The organism is Bradyrhizobium sp. USDA 4341, from assembly GCF_054063755.1.
Genome location: NZ_JBSSGO010000002.1, coordinates 8476299 through 8491248 on the forward strand (window position 1 = coordinate 8476299; position 14950 = coordinate 8491248).

Here is a 14950-nt window from a genome sequence, read left to right on the forward strand (position 1 = left end):
TTCCCAGCCCCGTCATTGCGAGGAGCGAAAGCGACGAAGCAATCCATCTCTCCGCGCGCTTGGAGAGATGGATTGCTTCGCTTCGCTCGCAATGACGTGGATGGAGCTGTATGCAATCAGGGCCTGACCGCCGGCGTTTCGATCGGCATGCCGCGCGCCCGCGACATCAGATAGAGCTCGAGCTCGACCAGCTCGAGCGAACCATAATCATAGGCCTGCGCCCGGATGCCGGTGATGCAGGCGCGCAGCCGCCGCTGCAACGATCCGAGCGATTGCCATTCCAACCGGTACAGCGGATAGCCGGTCGGTTGTCCCTGCGTGATCGCGCTTCCCGCGAGCTTCTTGTCCCAATTGTCGTCGTGGCAGTTGGTGCAGCCGAGATTGAGCTGGCCCTGCCGCTGCATGAACAGTGCGTGGCCCTTCTCGACGAATGGCGCGAGCTCCGGATCGTCTGTGGCTGCGATCGGCACGCCGCGCGACTGCCGCGCGACATAGGCTGATAGCGCCAGCAGCTCGCGGCTTTCATAGGCGAAGGGCGATGCCTGCTGGTGGTTGCTGCGGCAGAGGTTGATCCGCGCTTCGAGGTCGACCGGCTTTCCCAGCGCCTTCTCGAAGGCCGGATAGTGCGCCGCGACGCCCTTCATGCTGATGCGCGCATCATTGTGGCAGTCGGCGCAGGCCTTGTCCGCGCTGCCGGCCCTGCGCTTCCACAACGCCTCGCCGTCGAGCACAAAGAGCATGCCGGGATTGGCGGTGTCCTCGTCCTGCATCGCCCTGGTGTCCGGGCTCATGAAGCTGTAGCCGGAGCGGCGCTCGGATAGCGGAATCTTGGTGGCGAGCGCCGCGCCCGCCATCGCCGTCAGCAGCGCGATGCAGACCGCAATCTTCATTCGACCGTGATCGAAGCCTGCGCGGTCTCCGAAAACCCCTTGTCGCCGATCCACTCGAACTCGAACTTGCCGCTCTCGGTCACCGTGGTGAAGAAGGTGATGAACGGATTGGCCGCGATCGCCGGATAAAGATCGGCGCGGAACACTTCCGCGCCGTTGAAACGGCAAGTGAAGCTCGTGATGATGTCGCGCGGCACCGCGTCGCCTGACGCGGTGTGGCGATAGCCGGTCTCCATGATGTGCGACATCAGCGTCTTGATCTCGATGACGCTACCGCGCTTGGCCTTGGCCGGCACGTTGATCAGGGCTGATGGCATCAGATCGCTTCCTCGGTGCAGGCGGCGAGCGTCACCACGACATCAGCGGTCGTCGACCAGAACGTGTCGTCGGACAGCCGTGCGATGGCCGTGACCTTCTGGCTGTCGGCGAGGCGGATGCGGGTCGATACCTGGGCGCGCCCGGCGCGCGGCCCGAGATAGAAATTGCCGATGTTCGGCTGCGGATTCTTCTCGTTGAAGACGTGGATGCTCTTCACATACTCGTCCGCCGTCATCGGGCTGGTGACGCTGACCGTCATCGGCACCGTGTTGCCGTTCTCGACCAGCGGCGGGATGTCGAGCTTGACCTTGCCGGTGCGCACATTGGCTTCACCGACGACATTGCGGATCGCGGCCGACAGCATTGCTGGCGTTGCGTCGGCAGGGCGCACGATCACCAACACTGCGGCGCCTCCGGCGAGGCCCAAAACCGTGCGGCGTGTGGTGTGGTTTGAATTCGCCATCGATCGCTAGGTCCTAGTTCCGCAATGTCACAAGATAGGCCACGATATCCTCGATCTGCTCCGCCGACAGGATCGGCTTGCCGCGCCATGAGGCGCCGACACGCGCGAGCCCGTCGACGCGATAGTAGGACGGCATGATCGTCGCCGCATTGAGATGCGACGCATCGACCAGCCGGAGCCGCAATTGTCCTTCCGCCCAGCGGCTGCCGCTGCCGGTGAGGTCTGGCGCGAGGTCGCCCTGGAACGCCTGCTCCGGAAATGGGCCGCTGTGGCAAAGGATGCAAGTCGAGGAACGCTCGACGATCAGGGCCCGGCCGCGCGCAACGTTGCCCTTGGTTCCCGTCAGCGAGGCCGGGATCGCATCGCCAACCACGGTATAGGGGCGCAGCTCCTCGGCGCCGGCGGGCCCGCAAGCCGCGAGCAGTGCCGCGGCGAGCAACGTGGCGAGAGCGAGCCTAGCCAAAGGCGTCTCCCGTGATGCTCCTGAACCAGTCGATCGCCTGGTCGGCCTCGCGCCGACGCACCTCGCTCGGCGCGTCGACCGGGCTCGTGGTCACCTCGGCCTCGGCGTACTGATCCTCCTTCGGCTGATAGATGCCCTTCAGCGAGAAGGCATAGCCCGGCGCCACCGTGTTGTAGCAGGCGCCATCGAGCCGCGGCGTCTCCGGCGCCTTGCCTGCAAGCGAATTGACGATCGCGGCGGCACAGGCGCGGCCTTGCGCCGCTGCGGCGGAGGCGGATTTCGGAATGCCGCCGGCGATCGCGGCATCACCGATGACATGGATGTTGGGCACGAGCTTCGAGGCAAAGCTGACCGGATCGATCGGGCACCAGCCGGTGTGGTCGGCGGCGCCGGCGATCTCCGCGATGCGGCCGGCTCGCTGCGGCGGGATCACATTGGCGACCGCGGCGGTGTAGTTGCCGAAGTCGGTGACGATCTCTTTGGTCGCCGGATCGACCGAGGTCACCCGTCCGCCCTGCGACAGCGCGATCCGTTCGATCATCCCGGGATAGAGTTCCGCCCAGGCCTTCTCGAACAGCTTCTGCTGCGAGTAGTTGTCTTTGGCGTCGAGCACCAGGATCTTGGAGCGCGGCTTGTTCGCCTTGAGGTAATGCGCGATCAGGCTGGCGCGCTCGTAAGGCGCCGGCGGGCAGCGCAACGGCGCGGCCGGCACCGCGATCACGACGAGGCCGCCATCGTCCATGCCCTCGAGCTGCTTGCGCAGCAGCATGGTCTGCGGGCCTGCCTTCCAGGCATGCGGCATCTTTTCGGCCGCCGCTTCGTCATAGCCGGAGAGGGCGTCGAAGTGCATGTCGATGCCGGGGGCCAGCACAAGCCGGTCATAGGACAGCATTGTGCCATCGGAGAGCGCGATGGTGCGCGCCTGCGCATCGACCTTGGTGGCCGCCTGTGCGGCGACCGTGATGCCGTCGGCCGCAACCTTGTCGTAGGTGAATTGCTGCGCGGAGAGTTCACGCAGGCCTGCGATCACCTCGTTGCTGAACGGGCAGGCGGTGAAAATCTTGTTCGGCTCGATCAGCGTGACCTGGAGTTTTGCGTCGAGCCGCCGCAGCGCCCGCGCGCAGGCGGCGCCGCCGAAGCCGCCGCCGATCACTGCGATCCGGGGCGCGGCTTGCGCCAGCGCTGGACACGCCAATACCGCCGCTGCGACGACAGCGGCGCCACGGATCACATCCCTGCGCGTCGGACGACGCGTGACGGCCATGCACGAGAATCCGAAAAAGGAAGCGGCGGCGGGGCCGCCGCTTCTGGTTTGATCAGGCGAAGGAGATGTTCTGGTTGCGCAGCGGGAAGCTGCGGACGCGCTTTCCCGTCGCGGCGAAATAGGCGTTGAGCACCGCCGGCGCCGCAACGCCGATAGTCGGCTCGCCGACGCCGCCCCAGAACCCGCCGCTCGGCACCATCACCGACTCCACCTTCGGCATTTCGTTGATGCGCATCGAGTTGTAGGTGTCGAAGTTGGTCTGCTCGATGCGGCCGTCCTTCACGGTGCAGCCGCCATAGAACAGCGCGCTGAGGCCGTAGACGAAGGAGCCCGCGATCTGCCGCTCCACCTGCGCCGGATTGACGACATAGCCGGGATCGGTGGAGGCGACGATGCGATGTACCTTGATCTTGCTGCCGTCGGTCACCGAGATCTCCGCGGCGCCGGCAACATAGCTGCCATAGCCCATCACCTGCGCGATGCCGCGATAGACGCCCTGCGGCGCCGGCGTGCCCCAGCCGATCTTCTCGGCCACGGCGTTGAGCACCGCGAGATGCTTGGGGTGCTTGCCCATCAGCTTGCGGCGGAATTCGAGCGGGTCCTGGCCGGCAGCCTGGGCCAGCTCGTCCATGAAGCATTCCAGGTAGATCGCGTTGTGATTGACGTTGACGCCGCGCCAGAAGCCCGGCGGAACGTGCGGATTGCGCATCGCATGCTCGACCAGCAGGTTCGGCACCGAATAGCCGATCGCGGCCTCGCCGGATTGCGCGACGCCCTGGAATGCGGCGGGGTCCATGCCGTTCTGCAGCGCTTCCGGGCGCACCGAGAACAGGATGGACTGACCCGACAGCCGATAATGCAGCGCGACCAGATTGTTGTCGGCATCGAATGCGCCGGTCAGCTTGCACTGCGTAATCGGGTGATACTTGCCGTGCTGCATGTCCTCTTCGCGCGACCACAACAGCTTGATCGGCGTGCCCGGCATCTGCTTGGCGATCGCCACCGCCTGGCGGACATAGTCGGTCATGCCGCGCCGGCCGAAGCCGCCGCCGAGCATCAGCTTGTGCACGTCGACCTTCTCCGCCGGCAGGCCGGAGGCTTCGAGCGCCGCCGCGAACGCCGCCTCGCCATTCTGCGTGCCGCACCACACCTCGCATTTGTCCGGCGTGTAGAGCACGGTGGCGTTCATCGGCTCCATCGTGGCGTGGTTCTGGTAGGGGTAGCTGTAGACCGCCTCCACCTTCTTGGCCGCGCTGGCGATGGCCGCCTTGGCATCGCCGTTCTGGTTGCCGACATAGGCGGGCTGCGCATTGTCGAGACCTTCGGCGAGCCACTTCGCAATCGTCTCGCTGGAGACCTTCGCATTGTCGCCTTCGTCCCAGACGATCGGCAACGCATCCAGCGCGGTCTTGGCGTGCCACCAGGTGTCGGCGACGACGGCAACGGCGCTGTCGCCGACCGGCACCACCTTCTTGACGCCCTTCATGCCGGCGATCTTGGCTTCGTCAAAGCTCTTCAGCTTGCCGCCGAACACCGGGCAGTCCTTGATCGCGGCGTTCAGCATGCCCGGCAGCTTGACGTCGATGCCATAGGTCATCTTGCCGGTGGTCTTGTCGACGGTGTCGAGCCGCTTCAGGCCCTTGCCGGCGATGGTCCAGTCCTTCGGATCCTTCAGCTTGACGTCGGCCGGCGGCTCCAGCTTGGCGGCGGCTTCCGCGACCTTGCCGTAGGTCGTGGTCTTGCCCGAGGGCGTGTGGGTGATGACGCTGCTGGATGCCTTGCACTCCGAGGCCGGCACCTTCCACTCATTGGCCGCGGCTTGGATCAGCATCACACGCGCGGTGGCGCCGCCCTTGCGGACATAGTCCTGCGAGGTGCGGATGCCGCGGCTGCCACCGGTGGAGAAATCGCCCCAGGCGCGCTTGCGGGCGACGCTCTGGCCGGGTGTCGGGAATTCGGTCGTGACCTTCGACCAGTCGCATTCCAGTTCCTCGGCGACGAGTTGGGCGAGGCCGGTGAGCGTGCCCTGGCCCATCTCGGAGCGGGCGATGCGGATTACCACGGTGTCGTCGGGCCGGATCACGACCCAGGCATTAACTTCAGGCGCGCCGTCGGCTGCGCGTACCACGGAGGGGCCGCCGAACGGAAGATCGAGGCCGAGCGCAAGACCGGCGCCGGCGGTTGCCGTGCCGATCACGAAGGCGCGGCGATTAAGTTTTGGCATGACGTGCTGGTTCATCGCTGCCTCCTTATGCGTTCGCGGCAGCATGGATCGCCTCGCGCACCTGCTGGAAGGTCCCGCAGCGGCAGATATTGGTGATGGCGTCGTTGATGTCGTCGTCGGTCGGCTTCGGGTTTTCTTTCAACAGCGCCGCGACGGCCATGATCATGCCGCTCTGGCAATAGCCGCATTGCGGCACGTCGTTCGCGATCCAGGCGAGCTGCACCTTGTGCATCACGCCGCCCGCCGCAAGGCCCTCGATGGTGGTGATGTCCTTGCCGGCCACTTCGTTCACCGTCACGCCGCAGGAGCGCATCGCGACGCCGTCGATATGCACGGTGCAGGCGCCGCATTGTGCAATGCCACAGCCGTATTTGGTCCCCGTCAGTCCGACATTCTCGCGAATCGCCCACAGCAGTGGCGTGTCGTCCTCGACGTCCACATTGATCGTCTTGCCGTTGATTTTGAGGTTTGCCATCGCTTTCCCCTGAATGGTCCAATCCTCCGATTGGACTTCAGCGCGATGTTGGCCTTGAAACTGGAACGGTTCAAATCAAGAAAACGCGTTTGCAGCGCGGAAGAAAGTTCACGGCGCGGTGTTTGGCCGCGTCCCGCGCGCGCAACATGCCTGTCATGTCTTTTGCGGCGAAGCGACGGCTAACCGTAGGAAGCTCATGACGCTGCCGAGCGCAGCAAAGCCTGCACCCAGCGCCTGCGCGACAGTGGCGCCCTCGCGATCGGCGAGTGCGAAGCAGAGCGCGGCCAGCGCAGCGCCGGTGGTCTGTCCGGTCAACCGCGCGGTCGCAACGATGCTGCTGGCGCTGCCGCTGCGATGCGACGGTGCGCTCGACATGATCGCCTTCATGTTGGGGGTCTGGAAGAAGCCGAAACCGATGCCGCAGATCATGGTGCGCCAGACGATGTTGGCGACGCCGGGCTCGGTCGGCAGGGTCGCGAGCAGCACCATGCCGACGCCCAGCAGCAGCATGCCGATGCCGCCGAGGATGCCGGCCGGATAGCGATCCGACAACCGGCCGCCGATCGGCGCCATGAAGGCGACCACCAGCGGCCAGGGCGTCATGAAGAAGCCGGTCTCGACCTGCGAGCGGTGCAGAATGTCCTCGAAGTAGAACGGCAGCGACACGAAGGCGAGGCCCTGCACAGCAAATGAGCAGACGGCGGTCGCGGCCGACAGCGCGAAGATCGGACGGCGGAACAGGTCGATCGGCAGCATCGGCGCCGGATGATCGGCATGCCGCCGGGTCAGAATCCAGCCGAACAGGAGGGCGCCGGCAAACTCCGAGATGACAAGCGCCGGCGCCGTCTTGTGGGCAGCGCTGCCGATGCTGATGATGAAGAGCCCGAGGCAGGCGCAGGCCAACGCCGCACCGGCGAAGTCGAAGGCGTGGGTGGCGCGCGGCGTCTTCGGCAGCGTCTTCATGCCGATCAGCAAGGCGACGATGCCGAAGGGAATGTTGACGGCGAACAGCCAGGGCCACGGGCCGAGCGCGAGGATGCCGGAGGCGATGGTCGGCCCGAGCGACATGGCGCTCGCGACCACGAGCGCATTGTGACCGAAGCCGCGGCCGAGCATCCGGCTCGGATAAACGAAGCGGACCAGCGCGGTGTTGACGCTCATCAGGCCGCTGGCGCCGAGCCCCTGCAAGGTGCGCGCGACCAGGAGGCTCGGCAGCGACCACGCCAGCGCACAGCCGAGTGACGCCAATGTGAACAGCAGGAGGCCGCCGATGTAGATCCGCTGGTGGCCGACGATTTCGCCGAGCGCGCCGAGCGGCAGCAGCGTTGCGACGAGGGCGATCTGGTAGACGTTGACCACCCAGACCACTTCCGCAGGGCTGACATGCAGATCGTTGGCGATCGCGGGCAGCGCGATGTTGGCGATCGCGGTATCGAGCGAGGCCATCGCCAGCGCCGTGAAGATCGCGGCCACCGCCCATCGCCGCCGCTCCCAGGGCAATCCATCCGGCAATCCATCGGTGATCGGCGCCGTTGCTGCACCTGACGTCGGGGTCTTCTCGAGCATGTCTGAAATTGTCTCCGGGACCGCCATGTACTACGGCGGCATTCCGTTCCCCAGCCGCGCCATTGCATGATGCATATGCGAAGCGGCCTTGACGGGAACGCGCCGGCAGGTTGCGGCCGTGGGCAGGGCCGCAGCGAGATTTATTCGCTTTTCCCGAATTATCTCTTGACGTGCCCCCGCATGTCGTCCTGGCGAAAGCCAGGACCCATTACCCCAAATGAGAATTGTTACGCGATGCTGGGGCCACGATCTCGTCTACAATCAAGTGCGGTGGTTATGGGTCCTGGTCCTGTGCGCAATTGCGCACTAGGCCAGGACAACAACAATGAGTCCCGCCGGCAACCTCCGCCGCGGAGTACGGGTCCCTGCTTCCGCAGGGACGACACTGAGACTGTGGCGCTTGAGCGCGATCAATCGAATCCGTGTTCCCGCGCTGTGTCACATTAGCGCGCCGGAGCGACTTTCGGATAGCTTGCGTCACAGTCGCGATCGACTACCCTTGGCATACAAGCAGGCGCGACGTCAGATCGGGCCGCAAAAGGGGACGCGCGCATTGCACGGACAGACCGACTGGCGCAGCGAAGCCATGCGAAGCGCCAGGGAGGGAACCCGGCGCCGCGCATTCACCGGCCTCTGGGTCGCGGCGCTGCTGGCGATCCTCGGCTTCCTCGTCATCTATCCCGTCTTGATGCTGCTGCTCGGCGCGCTCACTGACACCAACCCGGTGGTCGACGGCATCCGCCTCAGCCTGAGCCATCTGTCGATCGCCAATTTCCTCGCTGTGCTTGCCAATCCAAATGTCGGCGAGGCGCTGCTCAACACGCTGATCGCCTGCGGCGGCGGCACGGTCATCGCGGTTGCGATCGGGCTCTTGTTCTCGTGGATCGTGGTACGCACAAACACGCCGTTCAAGGGCTTCATCGCCGCGGCCAGTATCCTGCCGCTGTTCGCGCCACCGCTGGTGGCGGGTGTGGCCTGGGCGATCCTCGGCTCGCCGAAGACCGGTTTGATCAACACGATGTTCAAGTGGCTGGGCTCCGACCTGCGCATCGATCTCTATTCGATGTGGGGCCTGGTGTTCGTGTTCGGCATCTATTACGCGCCCTATGTCTACATGTTCACTTCGTCGGCGCTGCGCAACATGGACCCGAGCCTGGAGGAGGCCGCGGAAATCTCCGGCGCCAGCGCGTTCGCCACCCTGTTCACGGTGACGTTTCCGCTGATCATGCCGGCGATCGTCTCGGGCATGCTGCTGTCGTTCATCGTGATGCTCGGCATCTACGGCATCCCGGCCGTGCTCGGCGCACCGACCAATCTGAGCGTGCTCACGACCTACATCTTCAAGCTCACCAACTGGTCGCCGCCGCTCTACAACACCGCGGCCGCCGTCGCGATCATCCTGATGATGGTCACCGGGCTCCTGGTCTATCTGCAGCAGAAATTGCTCAGCGGGCGCAGCTACACGACCGTTGCGGGAAAGGCGTTCCGGCCGCGCAGCCTCGATCTCGGGGCGTGGCGCTGGCTCACCTTCGCGCTCGGGATCGTCTATCTCATCATTGTGGTGGTGCTGCCGTCGCTGGCGCTGATCGTCGCTGCCTTCCGCAAGTTCATGTTCATCCGCGATGCCGCCAGCCTGTTCGACATGCGGCAGTATTCGCTGACGCATTTCGAGAGCATCTTCGACAATCCGCTGACGATGAAATCGATCTACAACGCGATTGAGGTCGGCGTCATCACCGCTGTTGTCGGCGGCGCCCTCGCCTTCGCGATCGGCTACACCATCCATCGCACCCGCGTCGCGGGGCGCGGCGCCATCGACCTGATCTCGACGCTGCCGGTTGCGATCCCCGGGCTCGTGGTCGGCGTCGCCTATCTCTGGGCCTGGATCGGCGTTCCCGGCGGGCTCTACGGCACGATCTGGATTCTGGCGCTGGCCTTCATCGCGCGCTTCATGCCCGACACCGTGAAGGCGCTGTCGACCTCGTTCCTGCAGATCCATCGCGAGCTCGAGGAGGCCGCCTGGGTTTGCGGCCGGGGCATGCTCGGCACCATCAGGACGATCGTGCTGCCGTTGGCGCGGCCGGGCGTGCTGGCGTCGATGACGCTGCTGTTCGTGCTGGCGATCCGCGAACTCGGCTCGTCGCTGTTCCTCTACACCAGCAACACCATGGTGATGTCGGTGCTGCTGCTCGACTATTACGAAGGCGGCAATATCGGCAAGACCGCGGCCTTCAGCCTGGTGCAGACCGTGCTGCTCGGCGTCCTGATCGGCGGCGCCAACTGGCTGTCGCGCGGGGCGGCGCAGGGCAACGTGGCGCGGACCGGATAACGATAAACGAGGAAGGATTGGCGATGGATAGACGAACCTTCACCACACTGGCCTTGGCGGGCGTTGCAACGCTTGCGCTGGCGCCGGCCGCACGGGCACAGGAGTTCGGCTCGGCCGAATTGATCACGGCCGCGAAGGCCGAAGGCAAGCTCGTGTTCTACACAGCGAATTTTGCCGAGATCGAGCAGCAGGTGATCAAGGCGTTCAACAAACGCTTTCCCGAGATCAAGGTCGAGATGGTCCGCGCGCCCGGCGGGCAGCTCATCACCCGCGTGAAGACGGAAGCCGCGGCCGGCAAACTGATCGCCGACGTCGTCGACCACTCCGATCGCGCGCTGATGCAGCCGCTGGAGGATCTGTTCCAGGACTATGCGCCGCCGAACGCGGCCGATTACAGCAAGGACGCGCTGATCTCGCCGAAGCTGTGGCCGCGCGCCACCATCGCCTGGTCGATCGGCTACAACAACGAGTTGGTGAAGGATCCGCCGAAATCCTGGATGGACCTGACCAAGCCGCAATATGACAAGTTGATCGGGCAGGTGTTCGCGCAGTCCGGCGGCACCACCTGGACCCGGATCATGTTCGAGCGCCAGGTGCTCGGCGAGGATTACTGGGCGAGGCAGGCCGCCACCCATCCCGTGCTCTATCCCTCCGGGGCGCCGACCGCCGATGCCCTGGTGCGCGGCGAGATCGCGATCGCGCCGCTGCTCTACAATGTGATCTACCAGAAGAAGAAGGACGGCGCGCCGATCGAGATCTTCTTTCCGCCCGAGGGCGCGCCGGTCAATCCCTACGCGAGCGGCATTCCGAAGACGGCCGCGCATCCCAATGCGGCAAAGCTGTTCCTGAACTGGTGCCTGTCGAAGGAAGGGCAGACCTTCATGATCAAGGAGCTCGGCAATCTCACTTCTCTGAAGGAGCCGCCGGCCTTTCCGGAGGGCTTCGATCCCAAGGTGGTCAAGCTCTGGTACCCGAAGTTCGACGATTACGTGAAGCTGCACGCGGCGTGGGTGGCGGAGTGGGACAAGACGTTTGGTTACCGGCAATAGGCTGATGGTGCAGCGATGACGGCGACGCTCGAGGTCAGCGATCTGAGGAAGCAGTTTGCGATCGGCCGCCCGGCGATCGATGGCGTCAGCTTTGGCGTGCCGGCTGGCGAGATCGTGGTGCTGCTCGGGCCGTCCGGCTGCGGCAAGACCACGACGCTGCGCTGCGTCGCCGGGCTCGAGCATCCGACCGATGGCGAGATCAGCATTTCCGGGCGGGTAGTCTCGTCACCGGCGCGTGGCATCCTCGTGCCGCCGCGCTTGCGCAACCTCGGCATGGTGTTCCAGTCCTATGCGGTGTGGCCGCATATGACGGTGCGGCAGAACGTGATCTATCCGCTGAAGCACCGGACGATCGGGCGCACCGATGCCGCCCGCATGGTCGACGACGCACTGGCGCTGGTCGGATTGTCCGACTATGCCGACCGGCCGGTGGTCGCGCTCTCGGGCGGGCAGATGCAGCGCGTCGCGCTGGCGCGCAGCATGGTGTACCGGCCGCAACTCTTGCTGCTCGACGAGCCGCTGTCGAACCTCGATGCCAAATTGCGCCTGCGGCTGCGCGACGATCTTCGCGTCATCCTCAAGCAGACCGGGATGACCGCGCTCTATGTCACCCATGATCAGGCTGAGGCGGTCGTGCTCGGTGATCGGATCGGTGTGATGCGCGACGGCAAGCTGTTGCAGATGGACACGCCCGACGTGATCTACAACCGTCCTGCCGATCTGTTCGTCGCCAGTTTCACCGGCGCGACCAACGAGCTCGCCGGCACGCTGGTCGCGTGCAATGGCGGCTATGGCGTGGTCGATTTCGGCGATGGCCGGCGAGGCGAGGTCGCGCTGTTCCAGGCGCTGGCTCCCGACGAGAAGGTGCGCGTGGCGCTGCGGCCTGAGAACATCGCGATCGGCCGGCCCGATGGCGCCAATACATTTGCGGCAAAGGTGCTCGACCGGCGCTACCAGGGCACGCAGACCGCCTACGGCCTCGAGCTGTTCGGCAAACGGCTGGAGGCGATCGAGCTCGGCACCGCCGCGCGCCATCAGGTCGGCGTCGAGGCACAGGTCGCGCTGCCGCGCGAATGCCTGTGGGCTTACCGTGACAATGGGCCGGCGACCCAGGACTAGCGTGGCCGCAATGACGCGCCGCCTAGCCTTCTTCCACGAGCGCGCGGATGCTGCGGGCGAGGCCAAGGATGCGCGGGCCGCATTCGCGCTCGATCTGCTCGGCGCTGAAGCGGTAGGACGGGACGCCGCAATTGACCGACAGGCAATCGCCTGTCGGCGTGCGATAGAGCGGGGCGGCCACGCCGAAGATCTCGCGCCGCCATTCGCCGAGCGAGACGGCGAAGCCGCGCTCGCGGCACAATTCGACGTCGGGCAATGTGCGCTTCTGCACGTAGTCGAATTCGTCGGGACGTTCGGCCTTGACGCGCGCGACATAGGCGCCGAGCTCTTCTTCGGTGAAGAGCGAGAGCAGTGCGCGCCCGACCGCGGTCGGCGCCAACGTGCTGACAAAGCCGACGTCGGGCACATGCGGCGCGGCGTCCGTCGTGCGCAGCGTCTCGACGTAGATGAAATCGATACCGAACGGCATCGCGATCGACACCGTGCCGCCGGCATAGGTCGCGAAATCGCGCATCAGCGGACGCGCGAGCTGACGCACCTTCAGCGCGGACAACACGGGATAGGCGGCGGCGAGCGCGCCGAGCCCGAGCACGAAGCGGCCCTTGGCGTCGCGCCTGAGATAGCCGAGCTGCTCCAGCGTGTAGGTCAGTCGCGAGACCGTCGGCCGCGACAGGCCGGTATGCAACGCAAGTTCGGCATTGGACAGCGAGCCCGGGTGGCGGCGGAACGCGGCCAGCACGTCCAACCCATGCGCCAGGGTGGTCGCAAAGGACGGATCCGCCTGAATTTCGGCAGGGGAAGATGCTGTCATACGGAATATTGGTCTCCGATCGGTCAGTTTGTCAATATATCAAAACGAATTTGCAAATCGTGTCGATATCGGTTTATCTGCCGGGAACAAGGACAGAGAACCGCTGAAACGAGGCGCCCTTCCGATGACGATGACCGAGCAAGCCCGAGACGCAAAGCCAGCCGCGATCGACAAGGCGCGGCTGCGCCTGAAATATCAGGAGGAGCGCAACAAGCGGCTGCGTTCTGACGGCAATGACCAGTATCTCCAGATCAAGGGCCAGCTCGCGCATTATCTCGAGGATCCCTACACGCCGGTGGTGGAGCGCGCGCCGAAGACCGATCACGTCACCTTCGCCTTCATCGGCGGCGGCTTTGCCGGGCTTGCCACCGCGGCGCGGCTGACGGAGGCCGGGGTGAAGGATGTCCGCATTGTCGAGAAGGGCGGCGATTTCGGCGGCACCTGGTACTGGAACCGGTATCCCGGCGCGCAGTGCGACACGGCGTCGATGGTCTATATGCCGCTGCTCGAAGAGACCGGCCACATGCCGTCGGAGAAATACGCGCATGCGCCCGAGATCCTGGCGCACTGCCAGCGGATCGGCCTGCAGTTCAATCTCTATGACAACGCACTGTTTCACACCGAGGTGACGAGCCTCGACTGGGACGCGGCGCAATCGCGCTGGATCGTCCGCACCACCAGGGGTGACGCCTTCACTGCGCAATATGTCGGCATCGGCACCGGCCCGCTGCATGTGCCGAAATTGCCCGGCATTCCCGGCATCGAGCGCTTCAAGGGCCACTCGTTCCACACCAGCCGGTGGGATTACGACTACACCGGCGGCGATCCCCGGGGCGCGCTGATGGACAAGCTTGCCGACAAGCGCGTCGGCATCATCGGCACCGGCGCAACGTCGGTGCAATGCATTCCGTACCTCGCGCGCGCCTGCAAGGAGCTCTACGTGTTCCAGCGCACGCCGTCGTCGGTCGACGTGCGCGGCAATGGCCCGATCGATCCGGACTGGTTCGCCGATATCGCAACGCCGGGCTGGCAACAGCGCTGGCTGGAGAATTTCACCGCCAACCAGGCCGGTGGATCGGCCGAGGAAGACCTGGTGCAGGACGGCTGGACCGATCTGTCGAAGCGGATCCGCGCCAAGGTGATGCTGCTGCCGCGCGAGCAGCGGACCGTGGAAAACATGCGGGCGGTCTTCGAGGATTCCGATTTCGAGAAGATGGAGGAAATCCGCAACCGGGTCGACAGCATCGTCGGCGACCCCGAGACGGCAGGAAATCTCAAGGCCTGGTACGGCCAGCTCTGCAAGCGGCCATGTTTCCACGACGCCTATCTCCAGGCCTTCAACACGCCGGGCACGCATCTGGTCGACACCGACGGCAAGGGTGTAGAGGAGATCACCGAGAACGGGATCGTCGTCGCGGGCAAGGAATACAAGCTCGACTGCATCATCTACGCATCGGGCTTCGAGGTGGGGACCGAATATCGCAGGCGCGCGGGCTTCGATCTGACCGGCCGAGACGGCATCAAGCTGTCGGAGCATTGGGCCAAGGGCATGCGCACCAAGCACGGCATCCACGTGCATGGCTTCCCCAACGTGTTCTTCGTGCAGCCGACCCAGGGCGCCAACCTCATTTCCAACGTACCGCACAACCTGACGGAAGCGGCGCGGACCATCGCCTTGATGGTCGCTCATGCGCGGGACAACGGCTTCAAGGAAATCGAAGTCAGCAAGGAAGCCGAGGATCGCTGGGTCGAGCTGCTGCTGACCGCGGTCGGCCGAATGATCGGCGGTCCCGATTGCACGCCCGGCTATTACAACAATGAGGGACGCGAGCCCGGGCCTGCCGCCAAGCTCAATGTCGGCTATCCGGCGGGCGCGTTGGCCTACTTCAAATACATCGATGGCTGGCGCCGCAGCGGCCAGTTCGAAGGCGTGCAATTCCGCTGAGGGATGTGCGACCGGGACTGATCTTCGCCAAACG

General features: G+C 65.2%; 13 protein-coding genes. 4 read left to right on the forward strand and 9 right to left on the reverse strand.

What is annotated here, in order from left to right:
* Positions 1-116: 116 nt before the first annotated feature.
* The 8 genes from soxA to ACVIGB_RS45610 all read right to left on the reverse strand — a co-directional run bounded on the left by soxA (position 117) and on the right by ACVIGB_RS45610 (position 7663).
* Positions 117-890: a sulfur oxidation c-type cytochrome SoxA gene (gene soxA / locus ACVIGB_RS45575; protein WP_456724350.1), complete on the reverse strand. Its 774-nt coding sequence runs from the start codon at positions 888-890 to the stop codon at positions 117-119.
* Positions 887-1207 carry a thiosulfate oxidation carrier complex protein SoxZ gene (soxZ, locus tag ACVIGB_RS45580; protein ID WP_456724349.1) on the reverse strand — a complete coding sequence of 107 codons (321 nt, stop codon included), beginning with the start codon at positions 1205-1207 and terminating at the stop codon, positions 887-889. Before soxZ ends, soxA begins: the two co-directional genes overlap by 4 nt.
* A complete protein-coding gene (locus ACVIGB_RS45585; protein WP_456724348.1) occupies positions 1207-1671 on the reverse strand; it encodes a SoxY-related AACIE arm protein in 465 nt (154 codons plus the stop codon). Before ACVIGB_RS45585 ends, soxZ begins: the two co-directional genes overlap by 1 nt.
* Before the next feature lie 13 nt (positions 1672-1684).
* Positions 1685-2134 carry a sulfur oxidation c-type cytochrome SoxX gene (gene soxX / locus ACVIGB_RS45590; RefSeq protein WP_456724347.1) on the reverse strand — a complete coding sequence of 150 codons (450 nt, stop codon included), beginning with the start codon at positions 2132-2134 and terminating at the stop codon, positions 1685-1687.
* The gene (locus ACVIGB_RS45595) at positions 2127-3398 is read right to left on the reverse strand and encodes an FCSD flavin-binding domain-containing protein (RefSeq protein WP_456724346.1); all 1272 of its coding nucleotides are present in this window, start codon (positions 3396-3398) and stop codon (positions 2127-2129) included. The genes soxX and ACVIGB_RS45595 overlap by 8 nt, the downstream gene beginning before the upstream one ends.
* A 52-nt stretch (positions 3399-3450) precedes the next feature.
* Entirely contained in the window at positions 3451-5637 is a 2187-nt protein-coding gene (locus ACVIGB_RS45600) for a molybdopterin cofactor-binding domain-containing protein (RefSeq protein ID WP_456724345.1), read from the reverse strand.
* A gap of 10 nt (positions 5638-5647) precedes the next feature.
* Positions 5648-6097: a (2Fe-2S)-binding protein gene (locus ACVIGB_RS45605; protein ID WP_456724344.1), complete on the reverse strand. Its 450-nt coding sequence runs from the start codon at positions 6095-6097 to the stop codon at positions 5648-5650.
* Between the two features lie 153 nt (positions 6098-6250).
* Entirely contained in the window at positions 6251-7663 is a 1413-nt protein-coding gene (locus tag ACVIGB_RS45610; protein WP_456724343.1) for an MFS transporter, read from the reverse strand.
* A gap of 553 nt (positions 7664-8216) precedes the next feature.
* Between ACVIGB_RS45610 and ACVIGB_RS45615 the strand changes: the two genes are divergently transcribed.
* Genes ACVIGB_RS45615 through ACVIGB_RS45625 form a run of 3 tightly spaced genes read left to right on the forward strand, consistent with a single transcriptional unit; the run spans position 8217 to position 12160 of the window.
* Positions 8217-9992 (forward strand): ABC transporter permease, encoded by a 1776-nt coding sequence (locus tag ACVIGB_RS45615; RefSeq protein ID WP_456724342.1) that lies wholly within the window; start codon positions 8217-8219, stop codon positions 9990-9992.
* Positions 9993-10015: 23 nt separating this feature from the next.
* Positions 10016-11041 (forward strand): ABC transporter substrate-binding protein, encoded by a 1026-nt coding sequence (locus tag ACVIGB_RS45620; RefSeq protein WP_456724341.1) that lies wholly within the window; start codon positions 10016-10018, stop codon positions 11039-11041.
* 15 nt (positions 11042-11056) lie between these two features.
* Positions 11057-12160 (forward strand): ABC transporter ATP-binding protein, encoded by a 1104-nt coding sequence (locus tag ACVIGB_RS45625; protein WP_456724340.1) that lies wholly within the window; start codon positions 11057-11059, stop codon positions 12158-12160.
* A gap of 22 nt (positions 12161-12182) precedes the next feature.
* Here ACVIGB_RS45625 and ACVIGB_RS45630 read toward each other — a convergent pair whose 3' ends face one another.
* Complete coding sequence (locus tag ACVIGB_RS45630) at positions 12183-12971, reverse strand: IclR family transcriptional regulator (protein ID WP_092124912.1); 789 nt, start codon at positions 12969-12971, stop codon at positions 12183-12185.
* Positions 12972-13095: 124 nt separating this feature from the next.
* Between ACVIGB_RS45630 and ACVIGB_RS45635 the strand changes: the two genes are divergently transcribed.
* Positions 13096-14916: a flavin-containing monooxygenase gene (locus ACVIGB_RS45635; protein ID WP_456724339.1), complete on the forward strand. Its 1821-nt coding sequence runs from the start codon at positions 13096-13098 to the stop codon at positions 14914-14916.
* Positions 14917-14950: the final 34 nt, after the last annotated feature.